The organism is Niastella soli (genome assembly GCF_017742245.1).
Lineage (GTDB): Bacteria > Bacteroidota > Bacteroidia > Chitinophagales > Chitinophagaceae > Niastella > Niastella soli.
The window spans coordinates 430674-451774 of record NZ_JAGHKO010000014.1; the positions used below are offsets into that span (position 1 = coordinate 430674).

Below are 21101 nucleotides of genomic sequence, written 5' to 3' on the forward strand. Positions count from 1 at the left end.
TAGTTTAAAAAGTACATTTTACCCCCACCGTTATATTCCGGGGTGCGGGATAACCGGTGAGATAATCCGGGTCAATATTACCCGGTGCCGCCTTCCAGATAGGCCCCAGATTCCGCCCATACAAATAAAAGCTCATCGCTTGCAGCTTCCACTTTTTCACGATGGGAGAAGGCATATTATATTGGAACGACACATCATGCAGCCGCACCTGATCGCCTTTGACCACCAGGGGTTCTGCGTTGGTATAAAACAACTCTCTGTCCGGATTATTTGCTTTTACCGCGGGAACATTGGTATTGTTTTCCTGGCCGGCTTGCCAACGACTGGAATAATCATTCAAACCAGCAAATGCAACAAACAACGGGTCCGTGTAATTGACAGAGCTGCGTCGGAGATAATAATTAAACTTACCAATAAGGGTAAAGGAGACCGTAAATTGTCCATAACTCAGGGAAGTGAACCAACTGCCAAAAACAGTGGGCACGGCCGAACCTTTTCGCACCAGGTTATCAGCCGAGGTATCAACCAGTACACTATAATTTTTGTTCTTTTCTCCATTCAGGTATCCCAGCGGGTCTCCCACCGCATCTAACCCCGCCCACCTGAATGCATACAGGGAATAAACCGGGGCGCCTTCCTTTGGCGTAACATATTTTGGATCTGCATATACCCAAGCCTGGGTAACAGGCGCATCATAATGAATAACCTTATTGGTGGTTTTGCTTAACAGCAATAAATTATTCAATCGCCATTTCCGGCCAAGGGAGTGGTTGGTTTGTATGCTGGCATCAAAACCGCAGCCGTCCATGGCGGCATTGTTGCCCCAGAAAAAGCTACTGCCCAGCGAAGGGTCTTGAGCACCGGGCCCCAATAAGAACTTTGACTTACGGTGGTAATACTCAAACCCCAACTCTAGTTGTTTCCTACTATCTGACAGTTCTACACCCGCATTGAATAATTTACTTTTTTCCCAGCGGAGAAAGGGGTTATCGGGACTAATGATCCCCATGGGAATGGCGCCATACCGATTCACAGGTGCTGCCAGTGCGGAAGTATAAGCGGTGGTGCTTTTATCAACATTTCCACTGGAGCCATAGGAAGCCCGGATTATGCAATTAGTTAAAAACGGTAAGGGATAAAACGTTTCATCCCCGACATTCCATTTAAACCCCACCGAACCCAGGGGAACCGTCTGGTTATTTGTTTTAACCCCAAAGAGATTGGATTGATCCATCCGTCCGCTGACCGAGAACGTATATTTGCGCCACACTGTGACTGCCCCATTGGCAAATGCGGAAGGAAAATAATCAAATCGGGCGCCCATATGATTCAGGTTGGGAACGGTTGCCATTGTATACTGATCATACAACAACGGGTAACTGCCCTCAAAATTTGTAGCCGCCACGGCCCGATCGCGGTCACCAAAATACCCGAAATAACGCATCACGGAAGTGTCTGTTTTAAACCTTCCGACCTCTATGCCGCCTAAAGCCAAAATTCGAAAATTTCTATTTTTATTCTTTTCAAAATTTAGTTGTAGACGTGCCTTATTGGCCGTATAGGCATTGGTTTCCCAGTCCAGGATCCCGCCCGGCGGGATGAGGTATTCCGCTCCCCCCCTGTTTTCGACAGCAAATTTATTTTGCAAATTCCGGGCATAGTAAGAAGCGCTCCCTTTGACCTCATTCAGCTCATCTGATCCCTGCTGGTGTTCTAGAATAAGCTGAGCGGTTAAATAGCTGGTCAGTTGTAATTTACCGGTAATGGTCAACCGGGTGTGGCTTCCTTTTGTAAAAGCGGCATTCTCGTTGTATTCCTGCAAAGGGCGGTATGCCCAGTCCTGCACTATACCTTTTACACTATCCTTATACTGATCATTCAGGTCACGAGGCACATCGTTTGGGTCGCCCATCACATTCTTCAATTCGGAATAAGGATAAAGCCGGTCTGGCATGGGATGGGTCTTGGAACGGGTATCGGTAAAAAAACCCTGGATGCCCAACTCATAATTTTTTTTACTGAAGTTTAGATTCCCTGTTAAGGAAATGCGTTGCCGGTAGGAATTTACCTGGGTGCGGTTCTCATTTTCAAACCCACCGCCTAAATAATATTTCAAATTGGCGGTGCCGCCGGTTACACTTAAGTTATGCCTGTTGGTAACCCCGGTCTGGTACAACCGGCTCAGGTCATAACGTACATCCTTTGCACGCAGGGTATTAAGCTGGGCTTCCATGTCCTTATCTGTCATGTTTCCCAGCTTATTCTGTTGTCTTATTTCCACATCGGGTGGTACTAACGCATAATAGGAGCTCAACCTTTCTATAAAATAGTTTTGGTCAAAAAGCTCTTTATTCACCTCGATAAAATCATTTGCGCTTGGAAACGGGAGGTACCATAGATCGGGCTTTGCCGTTATAGTGAGGGCACTGTTCCATTCTAACACCGGCTTATTCAATTCGCTACCTTTTTTGGTAGTCAGCACAACAACGCCATTTCCGGCACGAGCCCCCCAGATAGAGGTAGCTGCCGCATCCTTTAACACTGTAATACTTTCGATATCGTTGGGATTGATGTTATCTATATTACCATAATAAGGTAAATTATCCAGCACGTACAAAGGCTCGGTATTAGCTGAGATGGTACTTTGTCCGCGCACCGCAATAAAAGGGAGATTGGTACCGGGCATGCGGTTTTTATTAAGCAGCACCCCTCCCCCCCGGCCTTCTATTTTGTCCAGAATGGAGGTAGTAACCTGTCGTTCCAGTTGTTTTTTGGTAATGGGTGAGAAAGAACCAGTAACGCGTTCTTTGGGGAGGTATTGGTAACCGGTGTTGACCTTATAAACGGGGTCCTGTGTGGCCGGATTGATCTTCATTTTGATAGTTACCAGCGTATCACCATACTGTTCATGGAGATACGTCTCAAACCCCACACAACTAAATTCAATAAATGGATCACAGGTAGCCTCCAGCAGCATGAACTCGCCGTTCTCATTTGTCATGCATTTATGAATGACGCCTGCGACCGTTACACCTGCAATGGGCTTACCCTCTGGATCGGTTACCCGACCCGTTACATTTTTGGGGACCACCATAATGATGGCAGGTGATAACCTGTAATTTACCGGCTGCTTTTTAAAGGCCAGATCAAGCACCTCTTCGAGCGTAGCATTGTCTTTGTTGATGGTGACCGAAACAGTATACTTTGAACATTCAGCGTCCATCAAAAAACGCAGCCCGGCACGATTAGACAGGTCCCGCACTACCTTATAGAGGGATTCATTATCATAGTGCGCTGAAATGAGCTTCTTTGGGGCGTGTTGTTGCCCCTGGCTATACCCCTTGGTCACTACAACCAAGCATACCATAGCAGTAAATACCATTACTTTAATCATCTTAACCAATCACCCGGCTTGTTGCAGCAACCAATCCAATGTGACGTTATCGCAATAAAATCTGTTTCCAGACCAGCCAGGATTTGTTTTAATAGGTTAAAGAAAAAATAATTAAACGCGTCCATTACTCACAAACCCCACGGACCAGACAGGCCCGCAGGGTGAAAGCACAGGATGGATAAGTGTCAGGAAAAAGGTTAAGCTAGATAGGTAAGGTCAAGTTAGATAGGATCGGCCTTTAACCAAAAAACTAAAGACCTAAGATTGAATGGCTAAGGATTTGAAAGAATGACGCAAGGTGCAGCCGGGATGAAGGTCATGGTAATGGTTGTATAATTATTTTTTTTCCTTCTCTGGTAAATTTGATCCCGGACCGGTCATGTAAATACCCCAGGATCATTTCAACGGGATCACTATGATAAAACTCTCCATTAAACGTTTTGGTGGGAATAGTCCCTTTGTATTCCACCTCCAGATCGTACCAGCGGCACAACTGATCAATGATCGATTTAACATCATCGTTCTCAAAAACAAACTTGCCGCTTTTCCAGGCTGTGGCTTTATTGATCGAAGCCGAGCCTGTTATTTTTTCCAGTTTCTTCTTTTTGGTGAGCACCGCCTGTTCGCCGGGCTTCAGGGTGATAGATTGTTTATCATCCATCTTCGTCACCGTAACCTTTCCTTCCACCAGCGAGGTGCGCACAATACTGTCTTCTGCATAGGCCTGGATATTGAATTTGGTGCCATGTACTTCCAGTTTCAAACCAGGTGTTAGTACATAAAATGGTCGTTTACCGTCTTTTACCACATCAAAATAGGCTTCACCGGTTACCGATACCAATCGTTTACTACCGTCGAATGCCGAAGCAAAGAATACGGAAGAGGCACTGTTCAGCCATACTCTGCTGCCATCGGGTAACCACACCGGGTAAAACCCGCCTTTTAAGGTCAGTACTGTTTGTACCGTATCGGGTAACGGGAGATCACTCCGCCGGGCAACCGGGAACGCCAATCCACTGTCGCTTTTTGTTACCGGCATGCCATCGGAATACCCTACCACACCGTTCGGTTGTTCATCCAGCGAAACAACCAGGTTAGCCGCCCGCTTCCAATAAGCTTTAACGGGTTTGGGCGTATAACTGGCATACTGGATGGTAGACGCAGCAGGCGTCACCGGCGGTACTACGTCTTGTTCCCGGTGTTGCCAGAGATACCAGGCAACAAACCCTGCCAGGGGAAACACCACCGCAGCAGCCGCTACCCGGTATTTTCTCCAGACCGTGTATTTATTATGTAAGGGGTAAGCCGCTTCTTTATTCCTATCCCTGAGGTGGTGTGCTGCTTCAATTTTCTGCCAGGAAGCATCCACCTGTGCTTCGGCGTTCTGCATCCCCTTTACTGCCGCCATGATCCGGCGACGGTCTGTCAATGCCTGAAAGAGCTTTTGGTTGGTTGGATCCTGCAGGAGCTGATCTAATTCAAGTTGGTCATTTTTGGAAAGGTCATCTGTCAGGTGCCTGAATGCCAATTCAGCTATCCTGGTTTTCGTTGTAGCCATATACCCAGTATTAGTGATGATAACTAGATTAAGGTTTATTCCCTGCTACCTATAAAGAGACAAAACCGGCCTCGATCTTTCACTTACTGGTAACTTTTTTTTAAAAAAATGAGAAAGGAGCTGCTAAGGACGCCTGTTAGGTGGGCGGAAAAAATAGTAAGAGTATGATTATAATGCTTTTATCTTTCAGGATTTGATACATTCTTTTAAGCGCCCGGTTCTTTATAATGTACACCGCGTTATTAGTAGTATTTAACAGCCGGGCAACTTCATCACTCTTTGTTCCTTTTAAAAAGAGTTCTTCCAACACAAAGGAGTAGTTGTCGGGCAATGTTTTCATTGCCTCTCTTATCAGGTTATAATACTCTGCTTTTACAATAAGGTCTTCAATGGAAGCTTCCTCGTCAGACACTACATCCAGCTCACTTGTTCCATAGTTCGATTTATCTCTTTTTAATGCTTTCAACCTGTCTAAACTTGCCCAACACACTCTTTTATATAATACCGCCTCCACATGCGACAGGGTCCCATACGTTTCTTTCTCCTCCATAAAACGATCAAAAACAGCGGTAACTACGTCCCAGGCATAATGTTCATCATTGAGGTAATCGTTGGCAGCCCAACATAATTTTGGGAACACCAGCTTATAAAACTCATAAGCTATAATGCGGTCCCGGCAATTGATCCCATGTAAAAACACTACTTCATCGATAGGTTCATTTTTCATGTGAACAGATAATTAGGTGATGTAGAAGTCGGTTTCATACGGTTGGCTAAAGCCATATGAATTGATATTTGGAGGGTTCCAAATACATCATCACTTAAACTGGTTGGAATCTGACGGGGGAATCTCGTGTAACAGCTACACATGTAGCTTGCAGGAATATGCAAAGCTACAAAATCCAGCATATATGATGCGTAAATTTTTACAGCCGTTTAGGTGGGCTAAAAACAATACGCCATCCGGGCCGGATGGCGTATTGCATACATTGTTCATAGTGTGTTGATGCCTTACTACTTATCTTCTTTTAAGAGCGTAGCTATTGTTTCATCGAACTCCTGTTTGAAGGCGTCATAATATTTTCCGGTGGCCGGGCCATCCAGACCAGTGTGTACTTTACGCACATTCCCTTTTTTATCAATAAAGATGGTGGTAGGAAATGCTTTGATCGATTCCAGCTGCGGTAATGTTTTCTGTGCCCGCAAGGTATCTGACACCGCCACTCCGGTTACCAGGAACGGGTATGTTACCGCAAATCTTTTCTGAAAAGGAGCCAGTGCTTTTTTTGAATCAGCAAAACTGGTAGACCGTTCGTATGCAAGTCCAATGATCTCCACTCCTTCCTGCTGATGCTGTTTATAATACTGACTTAAAAAGGCAGTTTCATCCATGCAGTTGGGACACCAGGAACCGAGGATCTGTACTACTACCACCTTGTTCTTATATTTTTCATCCTGAATGGAAACGGTATCACCATTTGTAGCTGGAAAACGAAAGCTGAGCCTGTTCTCGCCCGGTTTTAACTTTGTTTGCTCGTAACTATCGGGCAATTGCACGTGGTCATTCTTATGGGCCGTCCAGGTTTCCCGAGCGATAGCCCCGGAATAATAACCGGCCTGGGTGATGGTGCTGTCATTATCCAGTTTGGCGATAAACGAGATGGCATGACCACCATCAAAACCTGATAATTTTAAACTATCACCACTAACAATACCTTCCAGGTAGCGGTAATCGCCGGTGGCGGTCCTAAAAGTGCCGGTCAGTTTGCCATTACTTTTTTGTTGAAATACCCCAATAGCCTTCTCCACTCTTTTCCCATTATTAAAACTCGTCTCCCAATTACCGGTGACGTTATACACGGCTTTGGCGGCTGGGGTATACCGTTCGCTATTTCCATACAGCGCATAAAACGGGATCTCCTGTTTTCTATCACCATAGCTTTTGCTGTATATTCCTTCCAGGTTGCCATCAGGTAATACCCGGACACTAAAACGCGACGCAAAGAACGGCATAGTGATCCAAAGTGAATCACCTTCCCTATGTACACTATCAACCAGCAATCGTTCGCTGCCATTTATTACATACAGCACCTGTTTATTCTTTACTACCGCCGTAGTAAAATTGAAAACGACCTGTTGCCCATCGGGTCTTTGCAAAACGGCGCGCCACGTACCTGTTTTCAGGAAGGGCTTTTTGTCCGCGGTCGTGAAGGCCATCAACCCACCAGCCATAAGCAACACGGCTGCCATTATTTTATTTATATGATCTCTCATCTCGTATAGTTTAATTCTTATCGAACCACAACTTCGTCAAAAGATTATCTGCGCCCTGGTTGGCTACCGCTGTTTTATAGTTGGTGCCATTGAGCCCTTGTTCTGAACCTGGGTAGATCAACCGTACGGGGATCTTTTTATCCAGCACGCCGGCTGCAGCGGGCGTCAGCTGCGGATAATCGAGGCGGCGCCATTCGGCAAAGGCTTCCAGACCCTGACCGTATAAAGCGATCCATTTTTGTTCACCGATCGATTTTTTATAATTGACGGCATCATATTGTACACCCGACTGCCCCAGATAAGTATTAACAGTATTGACATCGTTAATACCATATTGGTTAAGCGAAGCGGTAATGGCTGCTTTATACAGGGCAGAGGCATCTTCCGTTGTAAAGCCTCTGGCAGCGGCCTCTGCGCGGTCGAATAACACTTCTGCATAACTGATGATCACGGCCGGCGATTTTGGGTCAAAGAAATAAGAACCGGGCCGGGAGGTCTTAGCCAGCCCGAGGTTATTGGCGTCGCTGTTGGTTAACCCGCTTGGCACGCCCACATATGTTGTAACTGAGGCATCAGTGGGTTTGTTGGCAAACACGGGGATGCGGGGATCGTTTACGGCAGTCAATTTATCCAGCAGGGTTTTGCCAATGCGAAATTCATCGCGGGTATCGAACCAGGCGCTTACCGGGTTTTGCTGGGGTGATGTGGTGTAAACAAACTGCGCGGTTTCGGTATTGGCACTGATCAATCCACCGGCATCGCTTAGCACTTCTGTAATAGTTTGTTTTGCCTTTTCCGGCTCCCGGTCAGCAATACGCAGGGCTATGCGTAACCGCAAGGCGTTGGCAAATTTTTTCCAGCGATCGATCTTTCCGCCATAGATCACATCGCCCAGGATGGCATTCCCTGTTGTAGTTAACCCAGCGGAAGCATTTTTCAACTCCTCCAATAATCCGAAATACACATCCTTCTGGGTGTCGTATGCAGGCGTTAAATTGTTTTTGATATCACCAGCCTGTTTGTACGGAATATCGCCATAGGCATCGGTGAGCAAACTAAACACCCATGACCGCAGGATCACCGCTACGTTCTTGTAATTTACATTGGCCCTTTCATCGGGCAGTTGAATGATGGTATTGAGGTTGGTGATGCTTTGCGCATAGGCCGTATTCCAAAGCGAGGTAAAGCTGCTATTGGAAAAAATATACCGGTCGGGTTCTGTATACTGAATTTTCGCCCAGTGTTGTATGATCAACAGGGTGGAATTGAAATTATTATCAGCGCCCCAATACAGATCGGCACTAATTTTCTGTGAAGCGGTAAGCAGGTAATCCGGCTGCGGGTTTTCGGTAGCATTGGGATTCTTATTTATCTCCGCCAGGTCTTTTTTGCAAGACACCGCCATCATCACTATCCCGGCTATAACTATCTTATTTATTGTTCTGATCATTGTGCTGCTTTTAAAATTTGAGGTTAAGGTTCAGGCCATAGCTTCTTACAGTGGGGTTGCCCAGGTCTTCCAGGCCCTGCGCATTTCCATTGGTAAAGGCTGTTTCGGGATCAATATTGGGAACATTCTTGTGTATGATCCAAAGGTTGCGGCCCACCAGCGATACCGTAGCACTCACACCCTTGATCTTTCTGATAAACCTGGCCGGGATGGTATACCCCAGTTTTACTTCGCGCAGCTTTACATAATCGGCACTGTAAACGAATTGTTCTTCTATACTCCGGGGCGCTTTGTAATACTGGGAAGCGGGAATAATGGTCGTATTGGCATTACCTGCAGTGGTCACCCCTTTCCAGATCATCCCGTCATCATATACCGCTTCACCACCTGGCGCATTGCCGCCTTTAGGCAGGGCCACGGTACCATTTTCCTTTTTGTTTCCAGGATAGTAATAATATAAACCACCATGTTCCGCATCGCGGCCGGGCAGGGTCATAGCCAGCACACCGGTATAACTGCCGGTTGAATTGGTGCCAGCGAATAATGATCCACCGATGCTTGCATCAACCAGGAAGGAGAAATGGAAATTGTTATAGGAAAAACTGTTGGTTACGCCGCCAATCCAGTTGGGCGTATATTTTCCCAGTACTTTCTTATTAGGATCAGCCTGAGGAAGGCCACCGGCATTAACAACGATATTACCAGCGGCATCGCGCAGATAGGCATTCCCGTACAGGGTGCCATAGGCTTTACCAACGCCAGCGATCACCTGTACGCTGCGATAAGAACCCATTACAAAGTTTTGCAACAGGCCTTCATCATCCAGCTTTAATACCTTGCTTCTGTTGGCACCATAATTCACATCTACATCCCACTGGAACAATCTGGTTTTAACAGGGGTAACACCCAACTGTACTTCAATACCCTTATTATTGATCTTGCCGGCATTCATCAGCTTTTTGGTATAGCCGGTGGTAGCGCTTACATCTACATTTAAGATCTGATCAATACTATTGGTATTATACAAACTCACATCCAGTCGTACCCGGTTATTCCAAAAACCGGCTTCAAAACCCAGCTCAGTAGAGTTGGTGCTTTCTGACTGCAGGTCAGGATTCTGATCAGTGCCCGTAGTGGTTAACTGCGGATTGCCATTAAACGGTGCATTAAAATTGTACGTATTTATCAGTTGATAAGGCTGTGCATCAGCACCCACCGTTGACCAGCCGCCACGGATGCGGGCAAAATTCAGCACGCGGTTTTGGATATGAAAAGCTTCCGTCAACACAAAACTTGCATTTACAGAAGGGTAATAATAGGACATGTTCTGTACCGGCAAGGTAGAAGAACGGTCGTTACGCGCCGTAAGATTCACGAAGGCGTAATTTCTAAAACCTACCTGCGCCGAAGCAAATGCACTGATCGTTCTTAATTTGGAATATACATTTGATGACACCAACGGGTCTCTGGAGTTGGCGAGTGTATATACATTCGCCACTGCCAGTTTGGGCGCCTGCTGGTCGTTCTCTTCAAAAGTCTTGGAGCGCAGGTTACCGCCAGCCATTACATCAAGACTGAAATCGGCATTTATGTTTTTATTGTAACGAAGGGTTGCCTCTGTATTGTTCTCATTTACGGTAAACGCATCTTCTTCATAAGAGCCATAAGGCGTACCATTGGTGCCATACGCGATCTTTAGTTTGCGACGGTCGGTGTAATAATCACTTCCTGTTTTGAAACTAAAGTTCAATCCATCAATAATGGCATAATCGAGTTTTACCCCGCCGATAAACCGGTTACGCCGTTGGCTTACGGTATTTTCATACGCTACCCAAAAAGGGTTGCTGTAATAACTGTTGTTCCAGTTAAACGATTCGCCATTGGCGTTTTTATAATTGCGCAATTGCTCCATATCAACCTGCCGGCCAAACCAGGTAAACTGCAGCATGGTGCTGGTTGATCTTTTACCGCCAACGCCGGGTAAATTGGGGGCATTGTCGACGATGTAGTTGGCATTTACCCCGATCTTTACTTTTGGGTTGACCGTAAACTGGGCATTAAAGCTCACATTGTTTTTACGGGCCTCACTGTTGGGCACAATACCGGATTGTTTTTCATTACCGAAACCAATGCGGTAATTATAACTTTCACCAGCGCCTTCCAGGGCTACGCTATTATTAAGTAATACACCCGTTCTGAAAAAATCCCGTACGTTATTGGGATGCGCTACAAAAGGCGCCGGTGTACCGTTGGAGAAAAATTGGGTGATCAGTTGCCCGTCCATTTTAGGCCCCCAGCTTTCATCCACATAATCATTTACGCCACTCTTTCCATCCACCCAGCTGAATTTACCTTCGGCACCTTGTCCGAACACATTCTGATACTCAGGCAATATCAACAGAGTTGACAAAGTAGTATTGGAGTTGATAGTTACACCCAATCCCTGTTTCTTTTTACCGGATTTTGTTTTTATCATGATAACGCCATGCGCCGCTCTTGAGCCATACAGGGCGGCCGCGTTGGGTCCTTTTAAAACACTGATAGACTCTATATCTTCTGCATTGATATCGGCAATGGCATTGCGGTAATCTCTTGACCCGCCGGCGCCGAGTTGGGAGTTATCTACGGGTATATCATCTACTACAAATAAAGGTTCATTTGGCCCATTGATAGATGTTTCCCCCCGAATAATGATCCGGGAAGAACCCATATCGCCCTGGGTATTGGTAACCCGCACCCCCGCCACTTTACCGGCAAAGGCATTCACCAGGTTCGATTCTTTGGCTTCCGCGACGTCGGCTGATTTCAATTGCTGGGTTGCGTATCCCAGCGATTTCCGCTGCTTCGAAACACCCAGGGCTGTTACCACCACGGCGTCCAGCGATTTATCGGATGGTGTTAATTCAATCACCAGTTGATTGGTAGCCGTGTCAATCAGCACCTGTTGGGTCTCATAGCCAATATGGGAAATGGTCAATACAGCGTTCGGGGCAACCGTAATGGAAAAGTTTCCACCGCCATCAGAAACGCTGGTATTTTTAATAGTGGCGCCCAGGATGGTAACTCCTGCGAGCGGCGCACCAGTTGTTTTTGCCTTCACAAGGCCAGTCACTGTTTTGGTTTGGGCTTTTACCAACGCGGGTAAAATCACCAGTAAGACAAATACAATTCGCGTAACGATCCTTATCATTATATATATTTATAAGTTAGTTGAAACCAATGGCGCTCCGACGAGTCGGAGTGCCCTGCCCTCTACAATAAGCGCGGCAGGCAAAAGCCCAAACAAGCATTCATTAAATGGGAAAAATTCAATATCGCCGGGAGGCATCCTATTAACCCTACAGAGTAACTAGAGTAATACGACGGCACAAATATAAAAAGCGTAAAAGTATTGTCAAAATTATTCTACTCTTTTAGTAGGCTAATATATAGACCATAAAAAAAGGCCTGCAAATTCCTGCAAGCCTCTATAGAAAACAAACAGCCAGTTACCGGATCTGATGTAATGCCTGCACCAGTGCATCAATATCGGCGCAGGTGTTGTAAAGGGCCAGGGAGGGCCGCACGGTGCTTTCCACTCCAAAACGGCGCAGGATGGGTTGCGCGCAATGGTGACCGGATCGCACGGCAATCCCCTGCTTATTCAGGTACGCGCCTACCTCTTCGGTTTTGAAACCTTCCAGCACAAACGACAGTACGCCGGCTTTATCAGCAGCGGTGCCAATCAGGCGCAATCCTTTTACCTGTTTTAATAAACCGGTGGCATAATGCAATAAATTATGTTCATACAATTCAATCAACTCCAACCCTATTTTAGAAACATAGTCAAGCGCAGCGCCAAGACCAACCGCATCTGCAATATTTCCGGTGCCAGCTTCGAAACGGGCGGGTGCCGGCTGATAAGCGGTATGTTCAAAGGTCACATCCCTGATCATATTACCCCCACCCTGCCAGGGTTGCATGTCATTCAGCAACGCTTCTTTACCATACAACACGCCAATACCGGTGGGACCAAACACTTTATGTCCTGAAAATACATACCAGTCGCAATTCAGTTCCTGTACATTTACCCGTTTATGTGAAACCGCCTGCGCGCCGTCAATTAATACTTTTGCCCCGGTCGTACGTGCCATGGCGGTTATTTCTGCTGCCGGTGTAACCGTTCCCAGGGCATTGGATACCTGGGTAAAGGAAACCAGTTTTGTCTTTGGGTTCAACAGTTTTGCGTATTCTTCTATGATAACCTGGCCATCCTCGTCGACAGGGATCACGCGCAGCACCAGTCCTTTTTTGGCCGCCAGTTGTTGCCAGGGCACTATATTGGCATGGTGTTCCAGGTGGCTGACAATAATTTCATCACCGGCTTTTAAAAACTGCTCGCCCCAGCTTTGGGCAACCAGATTAATGGCTTCGGTGGCCCCCCGCACAAAAACAATTTCGTTGGGAGAAGCCGCACCCAGAAAACCCTGTACTTTTTTGCGGGCTCCTTCATAGGCATCGGTAGCCCTGGCCGCCAGTTCATGGGCCGCGCGGTGAATATTCGAATTTTCCGTTTCGTAAAATTGACTGATGCGTTCTATAACCTGTTTTGGTTTTTGTGTAGTGGCGGCATTGTCGAGCCAGATGAGCGGCCGTCCGTTCACCTGCTGCTTCAAGATGGGAAAATCAGCTTTTATTGTATTGAGATCGAAAGGCGGTTGTGCATTACCCGATGATAGTTGACCCGACAGGAAATAAAAAGAAGGCGCGGAAAAGTCAGGCAATTGTGAAACAGGAAAGGGAATGGAAATCTGTTTTATTATTTGCTGTAGTTCTTGTTCAAAAGAAGGGACTTCTTCTGCATTTTTTACCGCGGGAGAAATACCGCTACCGGCCACTGATTTCGGGACCTGTCCGGTTACAAAATGCGGATCGGGCAAACTGGTTTGCGGGTCCTTAATATTAAAGGCGGCGCCCTGTTCCAATGCCGATGGAGAAATACCACTTCCGGCTACTGATTGCGGTACAGTGCCATTAGAATGCGCGGGTGGTTCCAAGCGATATGTGGGAATTGAGGCCTGGCCATTAGGAGCGCTTTTAAAATACTGGTTCGCCAATTGGGCCAAGATATTTACATCGGGCAACCCGTTTCCATTTACATGTTGATGGTTTGAGCTCATAATCATTAGTTGTATTGATGATACCTGCCTATTTCAACATCATCGAGCACTGCCACGGCATCGTCTACCAGCACCGCCAATGAACAATATAGGGAAACGAGGTACGAAGCAATGGCCTGGTGATTGATACCCATAAAGCGGACCGATAAACCGGGCGATTGTTCACCGGGCAAATTGGGTTGATACAATCCTACCACACCCTGACGGCTTTCGCCCGTGCGGATCAGTAAGATCTTTGTCTTCCCATCTTCTATAGCGATCTTATCGGAAGGGATCAGTGGAATTCCCCGCCAGGTAAGGAACTGGGAGCCAAATAACGAAACCGTGGGTGGCGGTACACCGCGACGGGTACATTCCCGGCCAAAGGCGGCAATGGCAATGGGATGCAATAAAAAGAACCCGGGTTGTTTCCAGACCCTGGAGATCAGTTCATCCAGGTCATCAGGTGTGGGAGCACCGGTACGGGTGCGTATACGCTGCTGCGGGGCAATGCTGTGTAACAAGCCGTATTCGGGGTTGTTGATCAGTTCACTCTCCTGCCGCTCCTTAATAGTTTCAATGATCAGTCGTAACTGCTCGCCGATCTGGTTATACGGTTTGCTGTAGAGGTCAGATACCCGCGTATGTACATCCAATACAGTGTTTACCGCGCTTAGCATATACTCCCGGGGATCATCAATATAGTCAACATAGGTTTGGGGCAGCTCCCGTTCATCGCGGGCCGAACAATCCACCTGTACGCTGCTGGCGTCCTTTACCTTATTAAGGCGGTAAATGCCCGACTCAACCGGGATCCAGCTGAGCAGATGGGTTAGCCAGCGTGGCGTAATGGTGATCATTTGTGGTACCGTACGGGTGGCAATGGCCAGTTGCCGCGCCGCTACGTCGCCAAGGGCGGTCTGTTTTTTTGTTGCTTCAACCATAAACAATGATTTTATGAAGTAATAATAGATGGATGATGAGGGTATAAATGAGAAATAACATTTATGCAAACTATTTCCTATCTAACTAGTAGATTATTATGTGCTGAGTATTTCCTGGCTGCTCTCTAAGATAATACATTTTAATTAGTCCACCATTTTTGTGTACTTATAAATTATCCGTACTATTGTAGAAGTAACCATTTAATATTACCATATGACGCGTATTGAATTTGAACAGCTGAATATTAAGGAACAAATAAAGGCGATCAGCCAATATGGAGATTTTGTGGCGGACAGGGTTGAATCAGGAAACAGGTATTATTTGTATGCGATAAGCAGTTTCTATGTGGAGTTATTACATGAATTGTCTAACCCTAACACCAATGGGCTGGTCATAAACAGGTTGCTTAATGTTGCGGAGGCCTTTGACACTTCATTGGCAGACCTTACAAATACATCAGCCTGATCTATTTGCTGGGGTAACAGGCATAAAAAAATCCCCCGGTAAACCGGGGGACCAACTTATCTAATACAAAACACATGAGCTACATTATTAAGGCTTACCCGCCAGCGCCTCATCAAGGTATTTCTTCAGGTTGTCCTTAGCACTTGGGCGCGGGCAGCGGATCTCGATCCAGCGGCCTTGTTTATCGATCAGCATAAAACGGGGAATGGCAGCAATTCCATATTTACGGGCAAAGCCTTTTCCAACATCATCGAGCAATTGCACGCCGCCGAGCTTTTCTTTTTGAATAAGTGCTAACCAACTGTCTTTTTTCTCGATCTTATCGGTTGAGATGCCTACAAAGACCATATTTTCATTATTCTTATATTCTTCTTCCACTTCTCTCAGGTAAGGGAATTCCGCCTTACAGGGACCGCACCAGGTGGCCCATACGTCTATGAGCACCACCTTTCCTTTAAAATCCTTCATGGAAACCATTTTGCCGGCTGTATCAGGCAGGGCAAAGTTCCAGGCCGATTTGCCGATAAAGGCTGTATCGCCTATAAAGTTACCATATACCTCTTTGTATCGCTTCTTTACTTCTGGTGTAGTGGCATATTTTTCCAGAGACCCAAATGCGGCCTTGAATTCACTAAGGTTATTTACTTCGGTGTTCTTTAATTGATCGTTCAGAAAAATGGCGCGCAGGGTATCGTTGGGGATGGCCTTTAACATCACCTGCAAACGTTCTGCGGTTGTCAGCCGTTCCCTTTTACTTTCATCAACGGTGATCAAACTGAATTTAGTGAGCAGATCGAGATAATCCCGCCCCTCCCCCAGTTGCATGATCCGGCTGGAAGTAACTGCATTGCGCAACAACGCATCTTTATAGTAAGCAGGAACATCACGAAACTCTTTAGGCGTGCCAGGATATCCTTTTGCATTTTTTAACGGTGCATAAAAAAGTAATCTGAGGGCGGCGTACTGGTTATCTACCGACATGGCCGTTTTCAACAGTCCACTGAAAACAGGATTTGTCGTTTTAGTCAGCGCCCTGAAGTTCGAAATGGTGGCTTGTAATTGTTTGTAGCTATTTGTAAAAGAATCAACGTTCAAAATTTTCGCATTTATTATAGCACGCTCATAGCCCCAATTGGTAATCGGTTCTATCAGCCCGTGCCATTGCGCCAACAGGTCATTTTCCTTTGAAACATTTTCCCATTGTAATTCATGATTATCACCTTCGATGATCAGTTGTAGGGAATCACCAGGTTTGGCATAGATGCGTTTGCGCCACCCCAGATTACCAATATAATAAAAACCCTCAGCGATGGTGGGCACGCGGAAATGGAAGACTGGCTTGTTTGCATCCAGGGTCACCGTTTGCACAGGCTGCAACTGTCCATTTTCCACTTTACTCAATGTTAACGGACCAAAGATCCTGGTACGTCTGAACCCACCAGTGAGGGTGAAGGTAGAAAACGGTTTGGTGTTTTTTATCACGGACACACCGGTCATGGCCGACTGGTCAAGCACCGATGGTTTTATAGAATAGGCTTGCACGCCGCCGGCTACGGGTTTTACCGGGTAAGCCAATGCGTTTTCCAACTCCATTCTACGCCCACCCTGCTTATACAATAACACTTTCATCATATACTCCCGCTCTTCTACAACCGGGAAACGAATCGTAAAAAAATCCTGCGCCTGATCTTTAAAAGATTGCGCCAGCACAACCGTTTTGTCCGCATTCTTTTCTACAATGGTGATCTCTGCGGTTGCCTTTTCGGTAAAAAGGCCGTTGATGGTTGCATACCCGGTCTGTGCAACTATTGATTGAGCTGTTCCGAAAATCAGTACAAACCCAGTAAGTATCTTATAAATGAATGCCATGTTTTTACTTTGCTGTATTCGAAAGGGTTTGGTCAATCAGTTTTTTCAAACCGGAGGTAGATGGCCTTGGCGCATCCACTGTAACAATTTTTCCATCTTTGTCGAACACCAGATAACGTGGAATGCCGGCAATTTTATAATAACTCATCAGACCGCCTGAGGGCTCTGCCAACAATTCCATGGTTTTATACCCTTTGCGGGCAACAAAATCTTTCCAGGGCGCTTTCTTACCTTCACCATCAACAGACACACCCACGAAAACAATATCATTACGGTCCTTGTATTCTTCAGCCAGTTTTTCATAAAAGGGCTTTTCCTGCAAACAGGATGCGCACCACATGGCCCACATGTCTATCACCACCACTTTACCTTTTAAGCTCACCAAAGAAACCAGTTTATTGCGGGTATTGGGCAGGGAAAAATTGTATCCATCTGCTCCTTTTGCAAAAACGGTCACCTCATCAAGCTTTATTTCGTATTCATCATCGTAACCCGTTTTGTTCATCAGCTCCTGATAGGGTTCAATATCCGTTTTGAACTGTTCATAGCTCGTTACGGATTTGAGGTAATTGGCAACATAGGTGGCTTTGAGCATCTCGTTACCGATCTGGTTCATTTTTTCTGCAAAAGGAACAGCCCACCATTGAAGAGGATCTGCTGATTGCATTGATTTCCGGTAGCCTAAAACATAGTTCACGATCTGCATTCCGTGTTCGGAAGCCAGATAACCCGCATTGCTCAGTTTATCGTTTAACAGGGAGCTATAAAAGGATTGGTGCTTTGCATCGGTATCGCGATCGCCATTCATTCTTTCAGTGAAATAAAAGAAAGCGCCGGCTTTTACGAATTGTATATCGGCATCAATTTTTGCATTAAAGATCTTGCAAAAAGTGGCATTGGTAGCAGCACATTCCTTTTTAAGGGATTCCGCCTTACGTACAAAGGCATCAAACGCCGGGAAAAACTCCTCTCTTTTTGTCCGGAAGGTACCCAGCTTGCAAATATTATTGAGCAGGTTTGTCCATTGTTGCAGGTAGCCCGTCTCTTTTTTGGGGTTTACGATCTGGCAACTGTCAAAATCAATACTTTTATCAGAAATGTATACCTGAACGGTTTTAACATCACCAGGCGTCAGGTACATGCAATAGTTAAAAAAAGAGGAATGGGCGCCTGCTCTGCGCAGGTAATAGATCCCTTCTTTTTCTGCGTCAAAAGTAAACGTGCAGGCGTTTTTATCATTGAGCCATTTAAACCCAAGACTTACCGCTTCCCCATTATTCACGCGGTACAGGAATACTGCACTGCCTATCTTTTTATTCAACTGGCAGGTAACGGTGGTGGTTTGTGTACCAATGGCTTTAGTGTATAAAACCGATAACGTACAAATAAGTACCATGGTCAATCGTGGTGAAAATAATTGCCGCATATTATTTATTAAAGCGTTTTTTCAATCCGGTTTCTATTTGCTCTATTATATATTGCAAATGATCTTTTGTGTCTTTATCTTTTATCAGCGGAAGTGTTGTTTTGATCTCCGCTTTCAATTTTTCCAGGTGCAGGGCCACATAAGAACCGACATCGGAACCGGTAGTTACCGGCATTTCTTCCTCCATTTTGGCGCCCATCAGCAGATAAAATATATGCGATCCTTCTTCAGCCTCCTTTATATTCTCGAACAGACTGTTCACATAATTTTTCTGCAGGTTACGCCGGTAGATGCTAATTGGCTTTTGGGTTTTCAGTTCGCCCCACACGCCATTTTTCACATCGCCCAGCATCTCCACCATAGTGTACACATTCTTTTTACCAAAGCGTTGTTCGGACCGCAACAAAGAAGCAAACACCCTGTCGGAAAAAATTATATCCAACATCCTTGTCTGAATAGTGCTTACACTACCCATTCTTGTTGGGTTACCTATTTTATTGAGAATGTCGTTATTGAGCATCCATTCTGGTGTTGTAAACACTTCCCTGTTCAAAAAAGCGATGGCTTCTTTTTGCTTTTCTTTCGGGAACGGCGAGTACACATCGCCTGATTGCTCATAAGTTTTCCAGGTTTCGTAAACACCAGCCACATTGTTGGCCACATGCATTGTATATCTTAAATACTGACCGGCTACGGCGCGGTAGATATCAAGCTGGTTGGTGTATAGGTCATTGTCTGCTTTTGTCCACTCGGCCAAATGGCTCATCACATATTTCAGGTTGCGGATACCATAGGCATTTGCCTTCATATTGTCACTACCCAGGTCTTCCGTTTGGCAGCGGGAATCGTGATTAAGCCCTTCACCGCCAAACCACAAACGAGGGTTGGCATTCAGGCTGTCAACGATCCACTTTGTATTGATCTTGCGGTCTTCTTCATCATTTTCTGTCCCTACATAGGTATACCCCCATTTAATGGCCCATTTATCATAGTCGTTGATACGGGGCATGATACCGTTTTCGCCAATACTGTCTTCCGGTTGCGCCACATAGTTAAAGCGGGCATAGTCCATAATAGAGTTGGTGTGCCCATGGGCTTCCACCCATTTTTTATCGCGCAGTTTTTCAACCGGTGTTAAACTGCTGCTGCCCATGTTATGGCGGAGGCCCAGCGTATGCCCTACCTCGTGTGAAGATACAAACCGGATCAGGGTACCCATCAGGGAATCGCTGAATTTCATTTTGCGGGCGCGGGGATCGTTGGGGCCGGCCTGGATCATATACCAGTCGTGCAAAAGCTTCATTACGTTGTGATACCAGCCTACATAACTTTGCAGTACTTCACCACTGCGCGGATCGCTGATATGGGGACCATAGGCATTGGCTACTTCTGACGGGAAATACCTGATCACTTTATAACGGGCATCCTCCAGGCTCATAGTGGTGTCATGCTCGGGCCACTCCCTTCCAATGATCGCATTTTTAAAACCAGCAGCCTTAAATGCTTCATTCCAGTCATTGATACCGGCGATGATGTAGGGCCGCCATTGTTTGGGCGTTGCCGGGTCTACATAGTAAACGATCGGTGCTGCGGGTTCTACCAGTTCACCGCGTTTGTAACGTTCCAGGTCTTCCGGTTTTGGTTCCAGGCGATAGCGTACAATAAATATTTTGGTGTTTACTTTTTGCTGCGCATCGGCATAATCATTATAATAAGCATCGGCAAAATAACCTACCCGGGCATCGAAGCGGCGGCCTTGCATGGGCTTTGAGGGCATGAGCAGAATCGAAGTACTCATTTCAAGCGTTACGGCGCCACCTAATCTGGCTGCCTCCAGTGGAGGAGCAGCAGCAGCCGGCTTGCCCATCATCCCTGAAGGCGCACCGCCGGAGGCCGAATACGTACGGGTCATTTTTATTTCCAGGTTAATGGGATAGGCGGCCACGCTTTTCACAAAGCTTCTGTCGGCAGCCATAGCGCCCAATGACAGGTTTTTCTTTACATCCATTGATGGGATGGTAAATGAATTCTCTTTCTGCAACAGATCAGTTACATCAATCAACGTAGAATGCCCGTTCATCCCTTTGGCTTTTACGTCAAAAAGCATGGCAATGGGATCTACATTGGCGTTCCTGATAGCGGTGGCTATCGTGTTAACCGAATCGCTTTGATTAACGGTGGCCACCACTTTCAGTGCTATTTTATTATTAGGACCTTTGTCGAAAGAGATGGTCCTGGTGTTCATTACTTCCCCGCCGAATTTCGGGCTGCCACCCGGTACTTTTACCAGCCAGGTGGTAAGCAGCAGTTCACGACCCAGTAGTGAGTCGGGTATTTCGAAATAATACTTATCGTCGTTATTATGGATGTAGAATAATCCTTTTTTGGTAATGGTCTTTGCCGTTACGATCGTTTTATATGGATCAACGATCGCTTTAATCACGGTATCTGCCTTTGGTGCAGACGCCTTTGATGCAGAGGCCTTTGATGCAGGCGCAGGTTTACCCGACTGCGCCTTAACACCATTGGCTAAAAAAACAACCATTATTATAATGAGAAATCGAGCCATTTGCTGTGTGTTT

The 21101-nt window shown here is 46.1% G+C and carries 12 protein-coding genes; 1 reads left to right on the forward strand and 11 read right to left on the reverse strand.

Annotated elements, in window-relative coordinates; translation table 11 throughout:
• Positions 1 to 4: 4 nt before the first annotated feature.
• The 8 genes from J7I42_RS30675 to J7I42_RS30710 all read right to left on the reverse strand — a co-directional run bounded on the left by J7I42_RS30675 (position 5) and on the right by J7I42_RS30710 (position 14758).
• A complete protein-coding gene (locus J7I42_RS30675) occupies positions 5 to 3394 on the reverse strand; it encodes a SusC/RagA family TonB-linked outer membrane protein (RefSeq protein ID WP_236065621.1) in 3390 nt (1129 codons plus the stop codon).
• A 316-nt stretch (positions 3395 to 3710) separates the two neighbouring features.
• Positions 3711 to 4952: a FecR family protein gene (locus J7I42_RS30680; RefSeq protein WP_209143499.1), complete on the reverse strand. Its 1242-nt coding sequence runs from the start codon at positions 4950 to 4952 to the stop codon at positions 3711 to 3713.
• 136 nt (positions 4953 to 5088) lie between these two features.
• The gene (locus J7I42_RS30685) at positions 5089 to 5679 is read right to left on the reverse strand and encodes an RNA polymerase sigma factor (protein WP_209143501.1); all 591 of its coding nucleotides are present in this window, start codon (positions 5677 to 5679) and stop codon (positions 5089 to 5091) included.
• Between the two features lie 287 nt (positions 5680 to 5966).
• Positions 5967 to 7226, reverse strand: a complete 1260-nt coding sequence (locus J7I42_RS30690; RefSeq protein WP_209143503.1) for a peroxiredoxin family protein — start codon at positions 7224 to 7226, stop codon at positions 5967 to 5969.
• A gap of 10 nt (positions 7227 to 7236) precedes the next feature.
• Positions 7237 to 8676: a SusD/RagB family nutrient-binding outer membrane lipoprotein gene (locus J7I42_RS30695; protein WP_209143505.1), complete on the reverse strand. Its 1440-nt coding sequence runs from the start codon at positions 8674 to 8676 to the stop codon at positions 7237 to 7239.
• 10 nt (positions 8677 to 8686) lie between these two features.
• Positions 8687 to 11866 (reverse strand): SusC/RagA family TonB-linked outer membrane protein, encoded by a 3180-nt coding sequence (locus tag J7I42_RS30700; protein ID WP_209143507.1) that lies wholly within the window; start codon positions 11864 to 11866, stop codon positions 8687 to 8689.
• Positions 11867 to 12164: 298 nt separating this feature from the next.
• On the reverse strand, positions 12165 to 13835 hold the full coding sequence (locus J7I42_RS30705; RefSeq protein ID WP_209143509.1) for a family 2A encapsulin nanocompartment cargo protein cysteine desulfurase: 1671 nt from the start codon (positions 13833 to 13835) through the stop codon (positions 12165 to 12167).
• A 5-nt stretch (positions 13836 to 13840) separates the two neighbouring features.
• Positions 13841 to 14758, reverse strand: coding sequence for a family 2A encapsulin nanocompartment shell protein (locus tag J7I42_RS30710; protein ID WP_209143511.1), 918 nt, complete (start codon positions 14756 to 14758; stop codon positions 13841 to 13843).
• A 214-nt stretch (positions 14759 to 14972) separates the two neighbouring features.
• On the opposite strand from J7I42_RS30710, the gene J7I42_RS30715 reads away from it, so the two are divergent.
• Positions 14973 to 15224, forward strand: coding sequence for a hypothetical protein (locus J7I42_RS30715; RefSeq protein ID WP_209143513.1), 252 nt, complete (start codon positions 14973 to 14975; stop codon positions 15222 to 15224).
• 87 nt (positions 15225 to 15311) lie between these two features.
• On the opposite strand, the gene J7I42_RS30720 is transcribed toward J7I42_RS30715, so the two are convergent.
• From J7I42_RS30720 to J7I42_RS30730, 3 genes are read right to left on the reverse strand one after another with little or no spacing between them, the layout of a single operon-like run.
• Positions 15312 to 17093, reverse strand: coding sequence for a TlpA family protein disulfide reductase (locus tag J7I42_RS30720; RefSeq protein WP_209143515.1), 1782 nt, complete (start codon positions 17091 to 17093; stop codon positions 15312 to 15314).
• 4 nt (positions 17094 to 17097) lie between these two features.
• The gene (locus J7I42_RS30725) at positions 17098 to 18519 is read right to left on the reverse strand and encodes a TlpA family protein disulfide reductase (protein ID WP_209143517.1); all 1422 of its coding nucleotides are present in this window, start codon (positions 18517 to 18519) and stop codon (positions 17098 to 17100) included.
• A gap of 1 nt (position 18520) precedes the next feature.
• Positions 18521 to 21088 (reverse strand): zinc-dependent metalloprotease, encoded by a 2568-nt coding sequence (locus J7I42_RS30730; RefSeq protein ID WP_209143519.1) that lies wholly within the window; start codon positions 21086 to 21088, stop codon positions 18521 to 18523.
• Positions 21089 to 21101: the final 13 nt, after the last annotated feature.